The sequence below is a fragment of the Clostridium sp. SM-530-WT-3G genome (genome assembly GCF_012843905.1).
Taxonomy (GTDB): domain Bacteria; phylum Bacillota; class Clostridia; order Clostridiales; family Clostridiaceae; genus Clostridium.
Genome location: NZ_JABAGC010000001.1, coordinates 31,257 through 50,609 on the forward strand (window position 1 = coordinate 31,257; position 19,353 = coordinate 50,609).

General features: G+C 27.9%; 17 protein-coding genes. 14 read left to right on the top strand and 3 right to left on the bottom strand.

The genetic code is table 11. The features are described from left to right. Nucleotides 1–5: 5 nt before the first annotated feature. The 11 genes from HF850_RS00180 (at nt 6) to HF850_RS00230 (ending at nt 13,316) form a co-directional block, all read left to right on the top strand. The gene (locus HF850_RS00180) at nt 6–263 is read left to right on the top strand and encodes a hypothetical protein (RefSeq protein ID WP_169103462.1); all 258 of its coding nucleotides are present in this window, start codon (nt 6–8) and stop codon (nt 261–263) included. Then, nucleotides 260–670: a retropepsin-like aspartic protease gene (locus tag HF850_RS00185; RefSeq protein WP_169103463.1), complete on the top strand. Its 411-nt coding sequence runs from the start codon at nt 260–262 to the stop codon at nt 668–670. Before HF850_RS00180 ends, HF850_RS00185 begins: the two co-directional genes overlap by 4 nt. Further along, nucleotides 671–1,936, top strand: coding sequence for a restriction endonuclease subunit S (locus tag HF850_RS00190; protein WP_169103464.1), 1,266 nt, complete (start codon nt 671–673; stop codon nt 1,934–1,936). It abuts the gene before it with no gap. 39 nt (nt 1,937–1,975) lie between these two features. After that, the gene (locus HF850_RS00195) at nt 1,976–2,896 is read left to right on the top strand and encodes a DUF5655 domain-containing protein (protein WP_169103465.1); all 921 of its coding nucleotides are present in this window, start codon (nt 1,976–1,978) and stop codon (nt 2,894–2,896) included. A gap of 107 nt (nt 2,897–3,003) precedes the next feature. Beyond that, nucleotides 3,004–6,174, top strand: a complete 3,171-nt coding sequence (locus tag HF850_RS00200) for a type I restriction endonuclease subunit R (RefSeq protein WP_169103466.1) — start codon at nt 3,004–3,006, stop codon at nt 6,172–6,174. 10 nt (nt 6,175–6,184) lie between these two features. After that, a complete protein-coding gene (locus HF850_RS00205; RefSeq protein ID WP_169103467.1) occupies nt 6,185–6,898 on the top strand; it encodes a SprT family zinc-dependent metalloprotease in 714 nt (237 codons plus the stop codon). A 152-nt stretch (nt 6,899–7,050) separates the two neighbouring features. Then, nucleotides 7,051–7,374 (top strand): nucleoside triphosphate pyrophosphohydrolase, encoded by a 324-nt coding sequence (locus tag HF850_RS00210; protein ID WP_169103468.1) that lies wholly within the window; start codon nt 7,051–7,053, stop codon nt 7,372–7,374. Between the two features lie 49 nt (nt 7,375–7,423). After that, a complete protein-coding gene (locus tag HF850_RS00215; protein ID WP_169103469.1) occupies nt 7,424–8,068 on the top strand; it encodes a class I SAM-dependent methyltransferase in 645 nt (214 codons plus the stop codon). A 77-nt stretch (nt 8,069–8,145) separates the two neighbouring features. Beyond that, nucleotides 8,146–10,656, top strand: coding sequence for a DEAD/DEAH box helicase family protein (locus HF850_RS00220; RefSeq protein WP_169103470.1), 2,511 nt, complete (start codon nt 8,146–8,148; stop codon nt 10,654–10,656). A gap of 39 nt (nt 10,657–10,695) precedes the next feature. Then, complete coding sequence (locus tag HF850_RS00225) at nt 10,696–11,196, top strand: ATP-binding cassette domain-containing protein (RefSeq protein WP_169103599.1); 501 nt, start codon at nt 10,696–10,698, stop codon at nt 11,194–11,196. 182 nt (nt 11,197–11,378) lie between these two features. Then, nucleotides 11,379–13,316, top strand: a complete 1,938-nt coding sequence (locus tag HF850_RS00230; RefSeq protein WP_169103471.1) for a methyl-accepting chemotaxis protein — start codon at nt 11,379–11,381, stop codon at nt 13,314–13,316. An 80-nt stretch (nt 13,317–13,396) separates the two neighbouring features. On the opposite strand, the gene HF850_RS00235 is transcribed toward HF850_RS00230, so the two are convergent. Continuing rightward, nucleotides 13,397–14,761 carry a 4Fe-4S binding protein gene (locus tag HF850_RS00235; RefSeq protein ID WP_169103472.1) on the bottom strand — a complete coding sequence of 455 codons (1,365 nt, stop codon included), beginning with the start codon at nt 14,759–14,761 and terminating at the stop codon, nt 13,397–13,399. Between the two features lie 268 nt (nt 14,762–15,029). Between HF850_RS00235 and HF850_RS00240 the strand changes: the two genes are divergently transcribed. Then, nucleotides 15,030–15,884, top strand: coding sequence for an AAA family ATPase (locus HF850_RS00240; RefSeq protein WP_169103473.1), 855 nt, complete (start codon nt 15,030–15,032; stop codon nt 15,882–15,884). Continuing rightward, nucleotides 15,885–16,412 (top strand): hypothetical protein, encoded by a 528-nt coding sequence (locus tag HF850_RS00245; protein ID WP_169103474.1) that lies wholly within the window; start codon nt 15,885–15,887, stop codon nt 16,410–16,412. Nucleotides 16,413–16,511: 99 nt separating this feature from the next. Here the strand turns inward: HF850_RS00245 and HF850_RS00250 are convergent, their stop codons facing one another. Beyond that, nucleotides 16,512–17,498 carry an NYN domain-containing protein gene (locus HF850_RS00250; RefSeq protein WP_169103475.1) on the bottom strand — a complete coding sequence of 329 codons (987 nt, stop codon included), beginning with the start codon at nt 17,496–17,498 and terminating at the stop codon, nt 16,512–16,514. 180 nt (nt 17,499–17,678) lie between these two features. On the opposite strand from HF850_RS00250, the gene HF850_RS00255 reads away from it, so the two are divergent. Next, on the top strand, nt 17,679–18,776 hold the full coding sequence (locus tag HF850_RS00255) for an SEC-C metal-binding domain-containing protein (RefSeq protein ID WP_169103476.1): 1,098 nt from the start codon (nt 17,679–17,681) through the stop codon (nt 18,774–18,776). A 105-nt stretch (nt 18,777–18,881) separates the two neighbouring features. Here the strand turns inward: HF850_RS00255 and HF850_RS00260 are convergent, their stop codons facing one another. Further along, nucleotides 18,882–19,313 (bottom strand): gamma-glutamylcyclotransferase family protein, encoded by a 432-nt coding sequence (locus HF850_RS00260; RefSeq protein WP_169103477.1) that lies wholly within the window; start codon nt 19,311–19,313, stop codon nt 18,882–18,884. Between the last annotated feature and the right edge of the window lie 40 nt (nt 19,314–19,353).

Sequence of the window (19,353 nt, forward strand, 5' to 3'; positions counted from 1 at the left end):
TACAATTGAAATGGGAAAGAGCAAAGGAATTATATAAAAATCAATGGGTTGTAATAGAAGCCATTGAAGCACATTCAGAAAATGATGAAAGAATTATTGATGACTTATCAATAATTGATGCAACTGGAGATGACAGTATTAAAGCAATGGAAAAATATAAGGAATTGCATAGAGAAGATAAAAACAGGGAACTGTATGTAGTTCATACTTCTAGAGAAAAACTAGATATTAAAGAAAAGACTTGGATAGGAGTTAGAAGATGAGTATAAATCTAAGTTTGAGAGATGGAATACCATTTATTACTGCAGAATTTATTAATGATAACAATAAAATATTTACAAAAAATATATTAATAGATACAGGTGCAGGTTCGTCTATATTATCATCTAATATTGCAATAGAAATAGGACTAACACCAGGGCCTAATGATGTAATTAATAGAGTTAGAGGTGTAGGCGGATATGAGTTTGTTTATCAAAAATCTATAGATAAGATAAAAATAAGTGATACTGAAGTATGTGATTTTACTATAGAAGTAGGAGATATGGATTATGGATTTGATATTGATGGAATACTTGGAACTGATTTTTTAAGAGCGTCAAAGGCAATTATAGATATGAATAAACTGATGATTAGATTTAAAAATAATGTGAGTGAGGATGTGGAGTAGTTGAAAGAAGGATATAAGAAGACGGAACTTGGACTAATTCCTAAAGAGTGGAAACTTGTTAGATTTAATACTATTTTCGAAAGAATAACTAAAAAAAATAGTGAAGATAATAAAAATATTTTAACTATTTCCGCACAATATGGATTAATAAATCAAGAAAAATTTTTTAATAAAACTGTTGCAAGTAAAAATACAAAAAATTATTTTCTATTAGAAAATGGTGATTTTGCATACAATAAGAGTTATTCTAATGGATATCCTATGGGAGCAATAAAAAAATTAGAATACTATGATAAAGGAATAGTTTCACCATTATATATTTGCTTTAGATTAGTAGATTTTGATTCAAGTAGTGAGTTTTATAAGTATTTTTTTGAATATGATATATTTGATAAATGCATTGCATCAATAGCACAAGAAGGTGCACGAAATCATGGATTACTTAATGTGGGGATAAGTGAATTTTTTAATTTGCTTATAATTAAACCACCATTAGCAGAACAACAAACAATAGCAGAAATTCTATCAACAGTTGATTCACAAATAGATGATACAGATAAACTTATTGAAAAGACTAAAGAATTAAAAAAAGGATTGATGCAAAGGCTTTTAACTAAGGGAATTGGACATAGTGAGTTTAAGAAGAGTGAAGTTGGGGAAATTCCTGTGGAGTGGGAAGTAAGACAAATTGGAGATATTGCAAATATAAGATCAAGCAAAAGAGTATATCAGAATGAATATATGGATAAAGGAATTCCTTTTTATAGATCAAAAGAGATTATTGAATTGTCTAAAAATATTGAACCAACAACAGAATTATATATATCAGAAGAGAAATATTTAGAATTTGTTAATAAATTTGGAGCACCAAAGAAAGGAGATTTGTTGATAACATCTGTAGGAAGTGTTGGAATGACATGGGTATCTGATGGGAGAAATTTTTATTATAAGGATGGAAATTTGACTCAGATTGAATCAAATAAAAATATAAATACTAACTTTATATCGTATGTATTTAATAGTGACTATTTAAAAAAGCAGTATTTAGGTCAATCAAATGGTTCTGCACAAATAGCATTAACTTTAGAAAAGTTAAGAAAACTTATAATAGCGTTACCAAGTCTTGATGAGCAGAAGGAAATAGTTAAAATATTATCATCAGTAGATATTCAAATACAAGAATATAAAAATAAAAAGACAAAACTAGAAGAACTGAAAAAAGGCTTAATGCAGCAGTTATTAACAGGAAAAATAAGAGTGGTATAAGTAAAGATTAGAGGATATGTTATAGGGGGAGAAATCAATATGTTTTTATACAAAATAGATGAAAATAACAAACTGAATGAGATAAAAGAAACAAAGTTCTCAAAGGAAAGAGTTCTTCAAAATTTATGTGAGGATAATTTAGAAAATATATTTGGATTAAAATTTGTTAGAAGTGAATTTGCACTTGGAAACTTTAGATTAGATACATTAGCATTTGATGAGACTACAAAATCATTTGTAATAATAGAATACAAAAATACTTCTAATTTCAGTGTTGTTGATCAAGGATATGCTTATCTTTCCTTAATGCTTAATAATAAGGCGGATTTTATTCTTGAATATAATGAAAACTGTAAAGATACATTAAAAAGAGATGATATTGATTGGTCGCAATCAAGAGTTATATTTATATCTCCATCTTTTAATAATTATCAAAGAGAATCAATAAACTTTAAAGATCTGCCTTTTGAACTTTGGGAAGTAAAGAAATTTGAAAATGATACTGTATATTTTAATCAGATAAAGGCAACAAAGAAGACAGAATCTATAAAAACAATAATTACTGATAATAGTGAGGCTGATATTGTAAATAAAGAAGTTAAAGTTTATACAGAGGAGCAGCATTTCATAAATTCAACAGAAGAGATGATAGAGTTATATGAAAAATTAAAGGAATTCATATTAGGCTTAGATGATAAATTTGAGTTAAAGCCTAAGAAAAGGGAAATAGGCTTTGCATATAACAATAAAATAATGTTCGATATACTTTTACAAAAGAAAGCATTAAAGTTATGGCTTAATACTAAAATTGATACTTTAGATGACCCTAGAAATATTGCAAGAGATGTTTCAAATACAGGTCATTGGGGAAATGGTGATTATGAAATCCAAATTAGTAATGATGATGATATTGAATATATATTTAGTTTAATAAAGCAGTTATATAATAAAAGAAAATAATTTTGTAATGTATATGAATTAAAATACAAAATAAGTTCACTAATATTTCAGTTGTTGCAAAAAACGCAACAACTGACAAAGCCAGTAAATAAGGAGGGTTAGATGGGGTGGATAATTACTTGGGAAATGAATTAACGCTAGTAGAACTACCGGCAGTGGAATATTTAAAATCACTAGGCTATGACTGTATAGATGGAGATAAACTTATTCCAGAAGCAGGAGAACGTGATACTTTAAGTGATGTTATTTTGAATAAGAGAATGATGAAGTCCTTAAAGAAACTTAATCCTTGGATTTCTGATGAAAATGCTGCTAAGGTTATTAGAAGTTTTGAAAGAGCAGATAATTTAGGTAGTAGTCTTTTAGAGATAAATGAAAAGATATATGAATATATAGTTAATCTTCAAATGACAGTAGATCAAGTTATTGATGGGCGAAAAGAAACTAAGACTGTTCATTTGATTGATTTTGATAACATAGATAATAATGAGTTTTTAGTGTGCAGACAATTTGTTGTAAAAGGTATGCAGGAAACTATAAGACCAGATATAGTTATTTTTATTAATGGTATGCCTATTGCAATTTTAGAATGTAAATCTCCATTTAAGGATGGTGATTCAAATGAAAGTGTTGGTAAGCATGATGCATATGCACAGTTAAGACGTTATATGAATGGACGAGATGCTAATTTTATCGAAGGTTCTGAAAGGTTATTTTATACTAATTTTATAACTGGAATATTAAATAAATATACTGCATTTATTGGAACAATATCTAGTGGATATAAACATTATGTTGAATGGAAGGATGCTTATCCAGTTAAGAACGTTGATGTAAAAGAGTATAAGGAAACACCTCAAAATATATTATTACAAGGTGTGTTTAGAAAAGAAAATCTTCTTGATATAATGCAGAATTTCATTGTTTATGATATGGACAAGGAAAACTCTAGAAAAGTTAAGAAAGTATGCAGATACCAGCAGTTTAGAGCAGTTCAAAAATGTATAAAAAGAATTGAAGAGGGAAAAACTCCACTGGAAAAAGGTGGAGTAGTCTGGCATACACAGGGAAGTGGTAAGTCACTTACTATGGTATTCTTATCTAGAAAAATAAGAAGTATAAAGAAGTTAAGTGATGCTACTATAATAATCGTCACAGATAGAACAGATTTAGATGAGCAGATATTTGAAACTCTTCAAAATACATTAACCAACACAGTTCCAGTTCGTGCAGCTAAAATCGAACAAATGAAGGAATTACTTAGAGCAGCAAATGCACAAGTAATAACTACAACTATTCAAAAGTTCCAAAGTGAAACTGAGGAAAAGGAATTTAAGGGTGTAAGTGAAGGTGAAAAGAAAAAACTACATCCATTAAGAATGGAAAAGGAATATGAAGTTTTATCAACTAAAAACAATATTATAGTTATGTCAGATGAAGCTCATAGAAGTCAGTATAAAGGTACAGCTAGCAATATGAGACATGCTCTTCCAAATGCAACATTCATTGGATTTACTGGTACTCCTATTGATAAAGAGGATAAATCTACTCCACGTACATTTGGTTCTTATATAGACCAGTATTCAATAAAGGATGCAGTAAAAGATGGCGCAACAGTTAAAATCGTTTATGAAGGCAGAAGACCAGATTTACATATAAGTGGTGATAATTTAGAAGAACTCTTTGATGCTGCATTTGATGATAGAACTGATGAAGAAAAGGAAGCAATAAAACAGAAATATGCTAATAAGAGAACTGTAATTGAAGCAGATGAAAGAATAGATGAAGTTGCAAAGGATATACTTAATCATTATAAGGAATATATTTATCCTAATGGATTTAAGGCGCAGATAGTATGTGTATCTAGAGAAGCTTGTGTTAAGTATTACAATGCTTTAAATAAGCATATGAAAGAAATTATGGGTGAAGATTTAGAATGTAAAGTCATCTTTTCAGGTGATAATAATGATTTACCATATTTAAGAGAACATCACACAACAAAAGAAGAACAGAAGCAGATAATAAAAGAATTTAAGAAAAAGACTTCTGAAAGCAAATTATGCTTCCTTATAGTTAAGGATATGCTACTTACAGGTTTTGATGCACCTATAGAGCAGGTAATGTATTTAGACAGACCATTAAAGGAACATACATTATTACAGGCTATTGCCAGAGTAAATAGAACTTGTGGAGATACTAAGAAATGCGGATATGTTATTGATTATTATGGAGTATTAGATTTCTTAGATGAAGCACTTGCAATATTTGATAAAGAAGATTTAGGTCGTCCTATGGAATCTATGGATAGCTTACATGATGAAATGATGTCATTAAGAGAAAATGTAATGAGAATGTTCACTGGTGTAGATAAGGACAATTTAGATGCGTTAGTAAAAGTTCTTGAACCAGAAGATAAAAGAGCAGAATTTGAAGTGGCATATAAAAAGTTTGCAGGAGCAGTAGAAACATTAATGCCAGCAGTATCTAAAGATATAATGAATGATGTAAAATGGCTTTCTTATATAAGAGTAGCAGCAAAAATGAGATTTAATCCAGAGCAGAAGCTCGATATTGGTGATTGTGGTGAAAAAGTTAAAGAAATAATAAGTGAACATTTATCATCAAATGGCGTTATAGGTTGGATTGAACCAATTACATTGTTTGAGGATGATTTCCAAAGTAAGATTCAAAATAATATGAGTGATGAAGCAATAGCATCTTCAATGGAACATGCAATAAAAAATGCTATTCACATAAAGATGGATGAAAACCCAGTTTACTACACAAGTTTATTTGAAAAATTACAGCAGATTTTAGATGAAACAAATAATGACTGGGCTGCTAAAAAGGCTAAATTACAAGAGTTCATAAATAGAGACATGAATAAGGGTGAAGAAAGTGTAGCAAATGATTTAGGACTTACTAAAAAGGAATTTGCTATATTTGAAACATTTAGAAAACTTCTTGAAGACGGTGAAGAAAATAATAATGGTCAGATAAAAGAAGATTCAGCAGTATATATATCTGATACAATAATTGATTTTACGAAGGATTTTGCAAAAGAATTTGATAACAAGATGAAGAATGAATGGTATATGGCAGGATGGAGTGAAAATTCCACTAAATGCGATGATATAGAAGGTAAGATATATATGTTCTTATTGACTAAATCAGCGAAGATAAGGGAAGTATACGGTGCAGATACTATAAGTAAGATTAAAGTTCTTAAAAAGCAGCTTATTGATCTTGCAAAAATACATTATGCATCTATAGAGTAGAGGAATTTAAATGAGATTAGGATTTCAATTTGGGACAAAATTTATAGATTTTGAAGTTGAATATAGAAATAAAAAGAATATAACTATAGAAGTAGAGCCAACAGGAGAAGTGAAAGTCATTTCTCCTACAGGTCTTGATGAAAATACTATACTTAACAAAGTTAAAACAAAAGCAATCTGGATAGTTCAGAAGCAGTATGAAGTGAAAAATATCAATGTAAATAAGATAAACAGAGAAGCTGTAAATGGTGAATCCTATCTTTATTTAGGAAGAAACTATACACTTCAATTAATTGATGACAATACTGTGAAAGACATAACTGTAAAGCTTCTAAGAGGTAAGTTTATAGTAACTACCAATACTAGAGATGAAGAAAAGATAAAGGATGCACTTCAAAAATGGTATAGAGAGAAGATGCTGAAAAAAGCCAAAGAGCGAGTTAAGTATTATGAACCATACTTTAAAGATAATGTGACAGATATAAAAGTAAAAGAGCAGAAGAAAAGATGGGCCAGCTGTACTAAGAATAATGAATTATTATTCAACTGGAGAAGTGTAATGGCTCCATCGAATATTTTAGATTACATTATTGTCCATGAAATGTGCCATATGAAATATAAAAATCATTCAAAGGAATTTTGGGATAGTATGTTTGAAATATTACCTGACTATGAATCAAGACGTGAATGGCTTAAAAACAATGGAATAAAATTAGATTTATAGACATAAAATGATCTACTTGTTGTAGGTCATTTTTTTATAGAAAAAACTTTTAAAAATATATTAGATTAGTATAAAATTAAATTATTATATAGAATATAGTAATTAAATCTAAGCTGTAAATGAGTTTACAACTAAAAATGGAGTGAAAATTTATGAATACAATTAACTATAACAAGTTAGTGAGAGATAAAATTCCAAGCATAATAAAAGAAGATAATAAGGAATGTGAAATAGAAATAGTTTCAGAAAATGAGAAACATCAATTGTTAGAGAAGAAGCTTCAAGAAGAAGTGAATGAATTTTTAGAAGATAAAAATATAGAAGAACTTGCTGATTTAATGGAAGTATTATTTGGGTTAGCAGATTCATTAGGATATAGTGAAAGTGAATTAATGGATGTTAGAAATAAAAGGAAAGAACTTAGGGGCGGATTCAAAGAAGGAATAGTTTTGAAAAGTGTTACTCAAAATGATTAGGAGTAGCTATAAATTTGTTTTACGTTTTATTAGAAAATGAGGAGTATAGATGAACAATTTAAAGAAAGACAGTAATATATCCTATTGGGATAATTTTTATAAGTCAATTAATGATTCAGAGCCTGTTTACGACTTATGGTTGGATAAATATACTGATATTTTAGAAAAAAGCAGAGATAAAGAGATTATAGATTTGGGATGTGGCAGTGGTAGTGATACACGCTACTTATTTGAGAGAAATTTTAAAGTTGTAGCGTGTGATTATTCAAAGGAAGCATTAAAAATAATATCTAAGCATTATGATAATGTTAAAATTTTAGAGATTAATTTAGAGAATAGATTACCATTTAATAATGATTATGCAGAGATAATAATAGCGGACTTATCATTACATTATTTTGATGATGCAACTACTAAAAAAATACTACTAGAATTAAAAAGAGTATTAAGCAAAGATGGCTATTTAATAGCTAGGGTTAATACTATTAATGATATAAATTATAATGCTGGTTGTGGTGAAAAATTAGAAAAGAATTTATATTTAACTAAGGATGGAATGAAGCGATTTTTTGATGTGGAAGATATAAAAAAGTATTTTGGAGCGTTTAAGATTTTAAAGATGGAAGAAACTATTATGAATAGATATGGTGCTGATAAATACTGTTTTGAAATTCTATGTCAAAATAATAAGTAATTAAATAAATAATATTAAGTTTAATCAGAATAATTAAATTGTTAATGTATTTAGTAAGTGATGGGGAAGAGTTATAAATGAGTAGATATGAATTAAATAATGCAGAAAATTTGAACATAAGCGAATCAATAAAATATAAGGAAATTGATGAAGGCTTATATAATTACAATGTAATAACAGGTGGAGATAAGAATTATTTAATATACAGGCTAAAACAAAGTATTCAGAAAGCAAAACAAATTGATATTATAGTATCTTTTCTTATGGAAAGTGGAGTAAATGCTATAATCAATGATTTAAATGAAGCTGTCCAAAAGAATATTCCAATACGTATTTTAACAGGTAGTTATTTAAATATAACTGAACCTTCAGCTTTATACCAGTTGAAAAGACACTTTGGGGATAAGATTGATTTGAGATTTTATAATGATGAGCGTAGGTCATTTCATCCCAAAGCATATATTTTTCAAAATGATGAAGATAATGAAATTTATATTGGTTCATCCAATATATCAAGAGGTGCGTTGACTAATTCTATTGAATGGAATTATAGATTTGTAGAATCACAAAATCCTAATGATTATTCATTATTTTATAAAGAATTTGAGGATCTTTTCTATAATCATTCAATTATTGTTACAGATGAAGTACTAAGGTCTTATTCAAAAAACTGGCGAAAACCAGCAATATTTAAGGATATAGTACACGCTAATGAAGAGGATGATGAATTAACTACTGAAAATAATATAAAGAATTTATTTGAGCCAAGAGGAGCACAAATAGAAGCTCTTTATGCTCTAGAGAAAAGTCGTGAAGAAGGTTTTGATAAGGGTCTTGTTGTACTTGCTACTGGTGTAGGAAAAACTTATCTTTCAGCATTTGATTCGATAAATTCAAAGAGAATATTGTTTGTTGCCCATAGAGAAGAAATAATACGACAAGCTGCCAAAAGTTTTAGAAATGTAAGAAATTCAGATGATATTGGATTTTTTTATAACGATATTAAAGATACAGATAAATCTATGATATTTGCATTAGTTCAGACTTTGGGAAAAGACCAATATTTAAATGAAGACTATTTTAGTAGAGATTATTTTGATTATATGGTTATAGATGAGTTTCACCATGCAGTATCAGGAAATTATCAAAAGATAATAAATTATTTCAAACCTAAATTTATGCTTGGATTAACTGCTACACCAGAAAGATTAGATTCAAAGGATGTATTTGCTTTATGTGATTACAATACTGTTTATGAAGTAAGACTTGCAGATGCAATTAATAGAGGCTATCTTGTGCCATTTAGATACTATGGTATATTTGATGACACAGTTGATTATGATAATGTAAAATTCATAAATGGTAAGTATGATAATACTGAATTAGAAGAAGCATTAATGTTAAATAAAAGAGCCAATCTTATTCTTAATCATTATGGCAAATATAATTCAAAAAGAGCATTAGGTTTTTGTACAAGTAAAAAACATGCTGAATATATGGCAGAGTACTTTTGTAAAAATGGAATAGAAAGTGCGGCGGTATATAGTGGAAGCAATGGCGAATATGCAAAAGACAGAAGTGAAGCAATAAATAATTTGATACAAGGAAAATTGAAGGTTATTTTTTCAGTAGATATGTTTAATGAAGGATTAGATATACCATCAGTTGATATGGTTATGTTTTTAAGACCAACACAATCACCTACAGTATTTTTACAACAGCTTGGTAGAGGTTTGAGATTGTATAATGATAAAAAGTATTTAAATGTACTTGATTTTATTGGAAATTATAAAAAGGCAGATTTAATTCCATTTTTATTAAGTGGGAAAGAATATTCAGCAGTTGGTTCAAAAAGAGGAGTAATTAAGGAAGAGGATTATCCTGATGACTGTAGAATAGATTTTGATTTTAGAGTTATAGATTTATTTAAACAATTAGCAACAAAAGAAATGAAATTGAAAGATTTAATTGTTGAGGAATATTTCAGAGTAAAAGATGATTTAGGACATAGACCTACAAGAGTTGAATTATTTAATAATATGGATGATTCTTTATATTCATCAATTAAGAACAACAGTAAACTTAATATATTTAAAGATTATATTCAATTTTTAAATGAACAAGATGAACTTAAAGAAAATGAGAAAGTCTTATTTAATAGTATCGGACATGATTTTATCAAGATGATTGAAAATACAAGTATGAGCAAAACATATAAAATTCCTGTAATTTATGCTTTTTATAATAATGGAAATGTAAAAATGTCTGTAGATAAGGATGATATTTATGAAGCATTTTATGAATTCTATAATAGACCTTCAAATAAGGTTGATATGCTTAGAGATAAATCAACGAGTGATTTTGAAAAGTGGAATAAAGATGATTATGTGAAGTTAGCAAAAAGAAATCCAGTTAAATTCTTATTAAAGTCAGAATCTAAGTATTTCAAAGAAAAAGAAGGATATGTTCTTTCACTTCATGATGAAATGAAGGGAGTTATAGGAAGTGAAGTATTTAAGGAGCATATGGTTGATGCTTTGGAATATAGGGTTAAGAATTATTATTTTGGAAGAAATTTTGATTATTGATTTGATGTTTTAACTAAGAATTAATTTTAGAGCTTTGAAATAACTTCAAGGCTCGAAGATGTAAGTTTTAATATATATGATGGAGAAAAGGTTGGAATTGTAGGAGATAATGGTACTGGGAAAAGTACATTATTAAAATTAATTGTTGGAATTATTACATTAACTAGAGATGATAAGTGGAGTGTATTTATTTCTAAAAATACAAAAATAAGTTATTTGGATCAGATTTCATATTATTCTGATGGATTAAATGTTGTGGATGTATTGAACATGGCATTTGAAGAAGCATATAGTGTTGAAAGTGAGATTAAGAGTTTAGAGAAAAGTATGGCATTATTAAGTGGAGCTGAACTTGAAAAAGCCCTTAAAAGATACAGCAAGTTACAGGCACATTATGATTCCATTGGTGGATATGATATAGAAGAAAAATTAAGCAGAGTATGTACAGAACTTAAGATAAATGAAAGCTTTTGTAAGATGAATTTTAATCTTTTAAGTGGTGGAGAAAAGACAAGGGTAATGCTTGAAAGAATGGGATAATATCTGCTCAAATAAATAATTTTTAATATATATTGTTGAAAAATATTATATTAACATGTAAATAAATATATTTTTTGATATTTTTTTTGAAATATATGGCATATTGAGTAAACTTGTTTATAAATTGGGCGATAATAAGTAAGAAGAAAATTTTATAGTTGAAAATATTGGAGGGTTAACTAATGAAGAAAGTAAAGAGAGGTAAATTGAGTAAAAAAATATTATCCACCACAATGTCTATTATGATATTGATATCTGCAATTAGTACAGGTATTTATTATTTGTATACTAAAAAAACAATACATGAATTGACATATAATTTAATTTCATTAGGTACTGAAAAGGAGAGTGTTGAAATATCAAAGTATATGACTACAATATTGGCACAATTAAATGTAATTGCAGATTCAATAGAGACTAATGGAATAGATGAAGAGTATATCAAATCGTTAAATGGAAAATATGGATTAGGTGCAGGTATCTATTTATATACTTCAGATGGAAGATATTTAGATTCAACAGATTATATTCTAGAAGGCGATGTAAAGCAGAGAGAATGGTATAAGGAAGGCCAAGAACATACTGATAAATTTGAATTAGGTCACGTTTATAAAGATGCAAATTCAGGAGAATTAATAGTGACTGCAACAAGAAAAATCAGTGATGGAACTATCATCTGTGGAGATATATACTTAGATGAATTAAGTGATACATTAAGTCAACTAAATGTTATAGAAAATGCAAAAAATATAGTTATTGATTTAAGTGATAGTACTGTAATAGCACATTCTGATAAAGATTTAATTGGGAGTAATCTTTCAGATGGTGAAATTACAGAAAATTTAACAAGTAGTGAAGGTATACAAGATAAAAATGATCATATAATATGTAACTCAAAAATTGAAGGTACATCATGGGCTATTATTTCATATTTAGACAGTAGTACAGTATTTAAAAGACTTAATGGGGCTAATATATTTGTAATATCATGTATAAGTGTTGTTATGATTATTGGTTTATTAATCCAAATGTTACTTATAAGAAAAGTTACAAAACCTGTATCTAGTATAACAAAAGGGCTAACTGAAATGATAGATGGAAATTTAACAGTTGAAGTAGAAACAACAAGTAATGATGAAATTGGAATTATGGCTGATACACTTAAAACATATTCGACAAAAATGAAAGAAAAAATTGGAAGTTTAATATCTTTATCAAAGGATATGCAAAATCAAGGTGAATCAGGGCAGAAATTATCACATAAATTATTTGAAGCATCCAAAACACAATCTCAAGCTATGGAAGAATTTAAAGAGACTATGACGCAAATTGCATCTACAGTAACTCAAAGTGCTGAAAATACTGTATCACTTGCACAATCAATGGAAGAATGTTCAGAATTAGAAAATATAGTAAGCTATAATATGGGACAAACTATGGAAATTTCACATGTAAGTAAGAGTGATATATTAGAACTTGATGATAGTATACAAAAGATAGATGAATCAATGAACATACTTGATAAGAAAATAAAAAATGTTTTTGAAGCAAGCGATAAGATGCAAAATATAATTGGTTTAATAAAAGGAATTTCAGAGCAAACTAATCTTCTATCTTTAAATGCAGGAATCGAAAGTGCAAGAGCAGGAGAAGCAGGAAAAGGATTTAGTGTAGTTGCTGAAGAAATAAGAGTTTTAGCTGAACAAAGTGCAGCAGCAGCTAATGATATTGAACAATTAATTCATCAAGTTGAGGCTGACTTAAAAGATACAAATAAAGCTAAAGAAGATAGTAGCAATTGCGTTGTGATAAGTAAAGAAGCTGCTAAGAAAACATTAGTATCATTTGAAAATATAATAAATAAAATAGAAACTACTAATACTTCTCTTGAAAAAATGAGATCAAAAGTAACAAGTTGTACAATGATTTCTACAGATATGTCTGCAATAGCAGAAGAGCAAAGTGCTAGTGTTGAAGAAGTACTTGCTACTATTGAAACTTTATCAGAAAATTCAAAGACAATAGCTGAAGAAAGTAGTAGAGCTCAAAATGATGCTGAAAACATATTAGATATAAGTAAAGATGTATATGATTCTGTTAAAGATTTTAGAATAGAGTAATAAAATCAAAAGTTAGGAATGTAGTAGATTTGTGTAAATAGTCTACTACATTTTTTTATATTTATTAAGTTTTAGGTTATTTATGAATTCTCAAGAAGCTTAGCTAAATACACAGATTTCATCTGCTTGCTTGCCATAAGTTTATGAACAGGTGGAAGCTTTAGTATAACAGCTAATATGGCAGCCATGGCTTTATGACTTTTATAGGCACTATTATCAAAAATGAGATTTTGAAGTTGACCTTTTTCTATGGCAGCTAGAACAACTCTATGTACAGTGGTTACTGGAGTTATAACCTGTTCTTTTCTTCTTTCTAGCTTTATAGCACCTACAGGGCAGTTCTTTACACATACGCCGCATCCAAGGCATATATCTTTGTTTACTGACGCATGTTTTTTAGTTCTTATATTAGGATTATTTTTTTGATTTTTTTCATTAGTGTCAGTATTTGCTGAAGTTTTATTTGAATTACTTATATTCATTTCAGCATTTAACTTTACTTCATTTTCATTTACTGTAATAGCATCCATTGGACAGACTCTATTGCATTTTCCACAGCCAATACATTTTTCAGTATCAACAACAGGAATATAGCTAGTTGTATTTACAGGTACTAAAAGTCCAAATTTTCTTGCTGAAACAAAGGCTTCGCAATGACATTTACAGCAGTTACACATAAAACTTGGAGATTTTTGCACATTTTCACCACATTGAACTAAATTATACTCGTAGGCTCTATTTACAATATCAAGTGCTTCTGATGCATCTATTTTTCTTCCATAATTATGTTTGGCAAGGGTATAAGCTACACTATCAAAGCTTAAGCATGTTTCCATAGGAGCATAACATTCATCGCCTAGGTGATGGGCCTTGTGCCTGCAGTAGCACATGCTTACAGATATGTGCTTTGCATTTTTAATAATATGACTTGCTTTTTCGTAATCTAAAATATCTATTGAATTTTCATCATTTAAAACCCTTTCTTGAACAAAGGCTCTCCCCATTTTTGTTTCAGTACCCCAAAATAATTCTTTCATGAAATCACCTTCAACATTTAAGTATTGATGAAGTAGCTGACTTAAAACCTTTTGGTCTAAATTGCCACCAGTTCTCATTAAGGCAAACTCAAAAAATCCTGCCATAGGAGGAGCCATTAAATACTTTCTTTCTCCACCTGCTTCACATTCAAGATCAAGTATTAAGGCTTTTGAAGCAAGAGTGTCTAATATTTTTTCTGCTTCAGTTTCAGTCATTTTCCAAATAAAAGCTGCTGTTTTTACATTAAATTCTTTTATAGGAAGCTGTGCTACAAGTGCTGCTTCTTTTTCAGTAAACATCATTCTTAATATTTTATATAAAGTTTCTGAAGGTGGAGCTCCTTGGGGAAACTTATTTAGACGTTCTTCTAAACTTTTGTATGCATTTTTTCCAACTATATGTGACATTGTTTATACCTCATCTATTACTTATTTTATATATATTGTATATATTATACAACAAATGGAATAAATATTAAATTTATAAAATCTTTTTCATTTATATATTATGAATAATATATGGCGGTACTAAAAACAAAAATTCATTATTGATAGAAACTTAAATATAGATTATATATTATGAGTTATTTCTTATTGGTTTTATGTAATTTATTTTAAGAATAAATCTAGTCAACTTTTAATAATTATGTAATAGAATAATTTTTTGGAGAAAAATATGGCTGATGTAATAAGTTTTATTAATCTTAAAGGAGGAGTTGGAAAGACTACGTTACTTGTTTCAGTTGCAGAAATTTTATCAACTGTGCATAACAAGAGGGTTTTAGTTATAGATTTAGATCCGCAGACTAATGCTACAGTATTACTTATAAGTCAAAAGACATGGAAAGAAGCAAATGAAAATAATAAGACTATTTATCAATTATTTCTTGATAAAATACAAGGAACAAAAGTTTTTGATGTGAATAAATCAATTATAAGAGGAGTAAGCAATATTGGAAATGGAATAGGAAACCTTGATTTACTTCCTTCTAGCATTGATTTGATAGATATATATGATGAAGTATCATGGGTTAATCATAATGATAAATCTTTAAGTGTATTAAAGGAGCAGCTTGATAAATTAGATTCACAATATGATTATATTTTAATAGACTGTCCTCCGAATTTGAATAGCACTACAATGTGTGGGATTTATTCAAGTAAATATTATATTGTTCCTGTAATTGCTGATGCATTATCTTATTATGGATTAACTCAGGTTGTTAAAAAGATTAATGCAAAGGCTAGAGAAATAAAAAGATATGATCCGAGTTATTCTATTAAACCACTTGGTGTCGTTGTTAATAGATATAAGAACTGCAAGCCTTATACTGGGATCAAAGGCAGTTTGGAGATTGATTATAACTCAGGAAAGATTCCTAAATTATTTAGTACAATAATCTACAACAGATCAAAATTATCAGAAATATGTAATTTTATGTTCAGGTATAGAACTATTAAATCTAAATATGGATTTGAATTTAAAACTATTGATAGTTTAGCAAAAGAGATAATTGAGAGGTGTAGATAGATGAAAAAAGGAATTCAATTTGAAATAGAAGAGGCGTTACTTAGAGGAGAGAGCAGAGAATCTTTAAATTTAAAATATAATAAAGGTACAGTTACTAGGGTTTTTAATAAGCTTAACAAGAATAAAGATGATAGTAATATTGATTATAATACTATAGAGAATAAGGATTATTGTGATAAATCTATTAAACTTGAAAAGATTATAAATGAAATGTTTAATTTACTTTATCCTAACAATTCATATGAAATCAAGATAAATATTAAATTCAAAGACACTAATATAAAGAAAACAGTAAAAGAAGGTATTGATGAAGAAATTATAAATCCATTTGAAATATATAATGAAGAAAATAAAGTAGAAATGATAGATAAGTTAAAAGAAATGAATCAGCAGTACCTTCTTAATCTTATAAAAAAATACTTCAAATACAATGGGAGTAAGATGAAAAAACTAACTGTTCAAGAATTATCAGAGTATATATTCAGTGAGGTTGAAAAAGTAGTTAATTTGGGCCAGTGTTTTAGGTAAACATATATAATAAAAGCAGTTGATCAATGTAGAGTTATATGTGCATTATTATTAAATTAATAATAAAGTATAAGACCATTGCCATTCTGGGCAACGGTCTTACTTCATTGAAAGAAAGAAAAGGTTATTAGATTTTTTTATGGATATAAAATCAAGTGATTTATAAAAATTAATAGCTTTGTTATATCCATATTTTTTTATATAATTTGGGTATTTTTCTAATACTTTTTGGTGAACTAAACTCATAAGAGCCTTATTGTTATTATTTTGTATTATTTCTATAATATCATTTCTTATAGCTTTAGATATTTGAAGGCTTCGATCTTTTTTTTCGCTTATATCATTTTTTAGAACTACATATGTGTTTTTTATTTCTAAACAATCAATATCATTAAGAAATCTTGAAAGTTTACTATATCCATAATTTCTTACATCAAAATCAGGATATCTTTTAATAATACGTTGACCTACTTCTCCAATATTTATACCGTTATCATTATCTTGAAGATCACTTATTATATTTAGTATTTCGCTTGTGATTATCTGTATACTTGTCATGCTTTTGTCTACTGTGTTCTTAGAAGTAACTTGAGATATAGTCCTTTCGCAAGATACACTATCAGTTTCTTTTTTTACTTTTGTGAGAGAGTCATCATCTGCAATAATATCAAGGAATTTAAACTGATGGCATGATTTTATAAAAGGATTAGGTGTTTTTTCTTCTCCCATTCCTATTACCATCATTCCTGATTCACGAAGTCTCATAGCAAGTCTTGTAAAATCGCTGTCGCTTGAAACTATACAGAAGCCATCAACATTGTTTGAATACAGCATATCCATAGCATCTATTATTAAAGCAGAGTCAGTAGAATTTTTACCAGTAGTATAGCTGTATTGCTGAACAGGTATTATTGAATTTTCAAGTAGAACATCCTTCCATGCAGCTACAGTTGGTTTAGTCCAGTCAGCATAAATTCTTTTATATGTCGCAATTCCATAATTGGATATTTCATCTAATATGTTTTTTATATATTTTGCTGAAATATTATCAGCATCTATTAAAACAGCAAATCTTTTTTCGTCCATAACATTAATTACCCTTCAATGTAAAATATTTTATATAATAATTTTAACATATTTATGTATCTAATAGAAATAAAATGATAATAAATATTACATATTTCATAAAAATTAAAAAGAAAAATTACAATTATATATTAAATATTATATAATAGACTAGAAATATACGAAAAGGATTTGTTTGACATGCAGAATTTAAAAAACATAATAAAAAAACCAATAAAGATGAGTTTAAAAGAAAACTTAAATTATATGACAGTTGCTTACTTAAAAGAACTTGCTGAAAAGTACGAAGTAAACAAAGTGTATAAGATGAAGAAGCAAGAATTAGTTGATATTCTTGCTGAAAGAATTCAAGATAAGAATTATCTTATAAGCAATATAGCGGCATTTGAAGAAAGAAGGGATTATGATAAATTCTTCTTTGGCATTGAAGCAGATGAGTTAGTTATAGCTTTAGGATATTCTCAAATAGGAGTAAGTTTTATTTATGATATTGGAGATGGAAATGTAAAGAGTGTTATTCCAGATGAACTTATAGATATTATAAAAAACTTAGATATGAATGAAGTAAATCTTGTAAAATCAAGATACTCTTTAGTATTTAATTATATTAGAGCATTCGGTAATTTGTATGGAATATATGAAAAGAATGTATTAATAAATACATTTAACAAGCAAAATGAAGGAACTGGTATACAACCACTAACTTCAGAAGAGTTTGAATATTGCTTACATAAATACAATATATTTAACGAAGAAGTTGGATTTAATGGTGTAGAAGTAATATGTAGTGCTTTATGTGTACTGGAGGATACTTACAAAAAAGTTGCTGAAGGACAAAAAGGTAAAGAATATTATATACCAAACAAAGAAGAACTATTAAAGTATAGTAATGAATATTACATAAAACCAACAAAATACTATGATGATCTTTATGCATATCTTATGAAAGTAGTAAATGATAAGAGTATTGTTAATGAATTAATGATTGCAATTTATAGTTACTGTGTTATGGATTCATTTACTATTGATTTATTACTAGCAAGACTTGAATTATTAGGAGTAAAGTATAATAATTTAGGTGAAGCTCAACAATTACTTGCATTATGCATTAAATTCTCTAATAATACACATAAGTGGATAAACAGAGGATGGACAGCAAGTGATTTATATAAACATAATAACAATTCAAATAACATTGTTGTTAACACAAAAGTAGGAAGAAATGATCCATGCCCATGCGGAAGTGGTAAGAAGTATAAAAAGTGCTGTGGAAGATAGTGGAGAGTTATTTCGCTTATTATCATCAATTATAAATATAATTAATTAGGGTTATTAATAAGAAAAGGAGCAATATTGTAGTTTAATTGCTCCTTTTTGTATATTTTATTTACTTATCATATGTTTTACCCAGTCACCATTATTGATAAATTCAGCTTCATTTTTGAATTTATCATCTATGTCTTTATTATAAAAATAAACATAACATTTTTCTTTTAAACCATCTTCTAAGTGTTCAACTTCTAATAATGTTTTATGGTATTCATTTTTAGGATTATTTTCACTTATAAAACCCTCCATCTTATCCATGGCAGCTATTGTATCATTATATATTTCGGGATTTATTTCCATTATTTCACCATAAACTATTCCATCGCCAGGTTGAATAGCAGGGTATCCCTTATATGGCATATGATAAACCACCATGTTGTCTAGTTTTGCAGGTTTTATTGAAACTACTTTTCCTTTTAAATATTTATCATAGTTAAAAAATCCTTCTCTTAAGCTTCCGTAAACAAAAACATTAATATTCTTCATTTGTAAGTCATCTCCTATATGTTAAAGTTGTATAACTAGC

Coding starts and splice junctions, on each gene's coding strand:
- HF850_RS00185 (WP_169103463.1), top strand. CDS start 260: ATGAGTATAAATCTAAGTTTGAGAGATGGAATACCATTTATTACTGCA.
- HF850_RS00220 (WP_169103470.1), top strand. CDS start 8,146: ATGAGTAGATATGAATTAAATAATGCAGAAAATTTGAACATAAGCGAA.
- HF850_RS00255 (WP_169103476.1), top strand. CDS start 17,679: ATGCAGAATTTAAAAAACATAATAAAAAAACCAATAAAGATGAGTTTA.
- HF850_RS00245 (WP_169103474.1), top strand. CDS start 15,885: ATGAAAAAAGGAATTCAATTTGAAATAGAAGAGGCGTTACTTAGAGGA.
- HF850_RS00235 (WP_169103472.1), bottom strand. CDS start 14,761: ATGTCACATATAGTTGGAAAAAATGCATACAAAAGTTTAGAAGAACGT.
- HF850_RS00230 (WP_169103471.1), top strand. CDS start 11,379: ATGAAGAAAGTAAAGAGAGGTAAATTGAGTAAAAAAATATTATCCACC.
- HF850_RS00215 (WP_169103469.1), top strand. CDS start 7,424: ATGAACAATTTAAAGAAAGACAGTAATATATCCTATTGGGATAATTTT.
- HF850_RS00205 (WP_169103467.1), top strand. CDS start 6,185: ATGAGATTAGGATTTCAATTTGGGACAAAATTTATAGATTTTGAAGTT.
- HF850_RS00195 (WP_169103465.1), top strand. CDS start 1,976: ATGTTTTTATACAAAATAGATGAAAATAACAAACTGAATGAGATAAAA.
- HF850_RS00240 (WP_169103473.1), top strand. CDS start 15,030: ATGGCTGATGTAATAAGTTTTATTAATCTTAAAGGAGGAGTTGGAAAG.
- HF850_RS00250 (WP_169103475.1), bottom strand. CDS start 17,498: ATGGACGAAAAAAGATTTGCTGTTTTAATAGATGCTGATAATATTTCA.
- HF850_RS00210 (WP_169103468.1), top strand. CDS start 7,051: ATGAATACAATTAACTATAACAAGTTAGTGAGAGATAAAATTCCAAGC.
- HF850_RS00260 (WP_169103477.1), bottom strand. CDS start 19,313: ATGAAGAATATTAATGTTTTTGTTTACGGAAGCTTAAGAGAAGGATTT.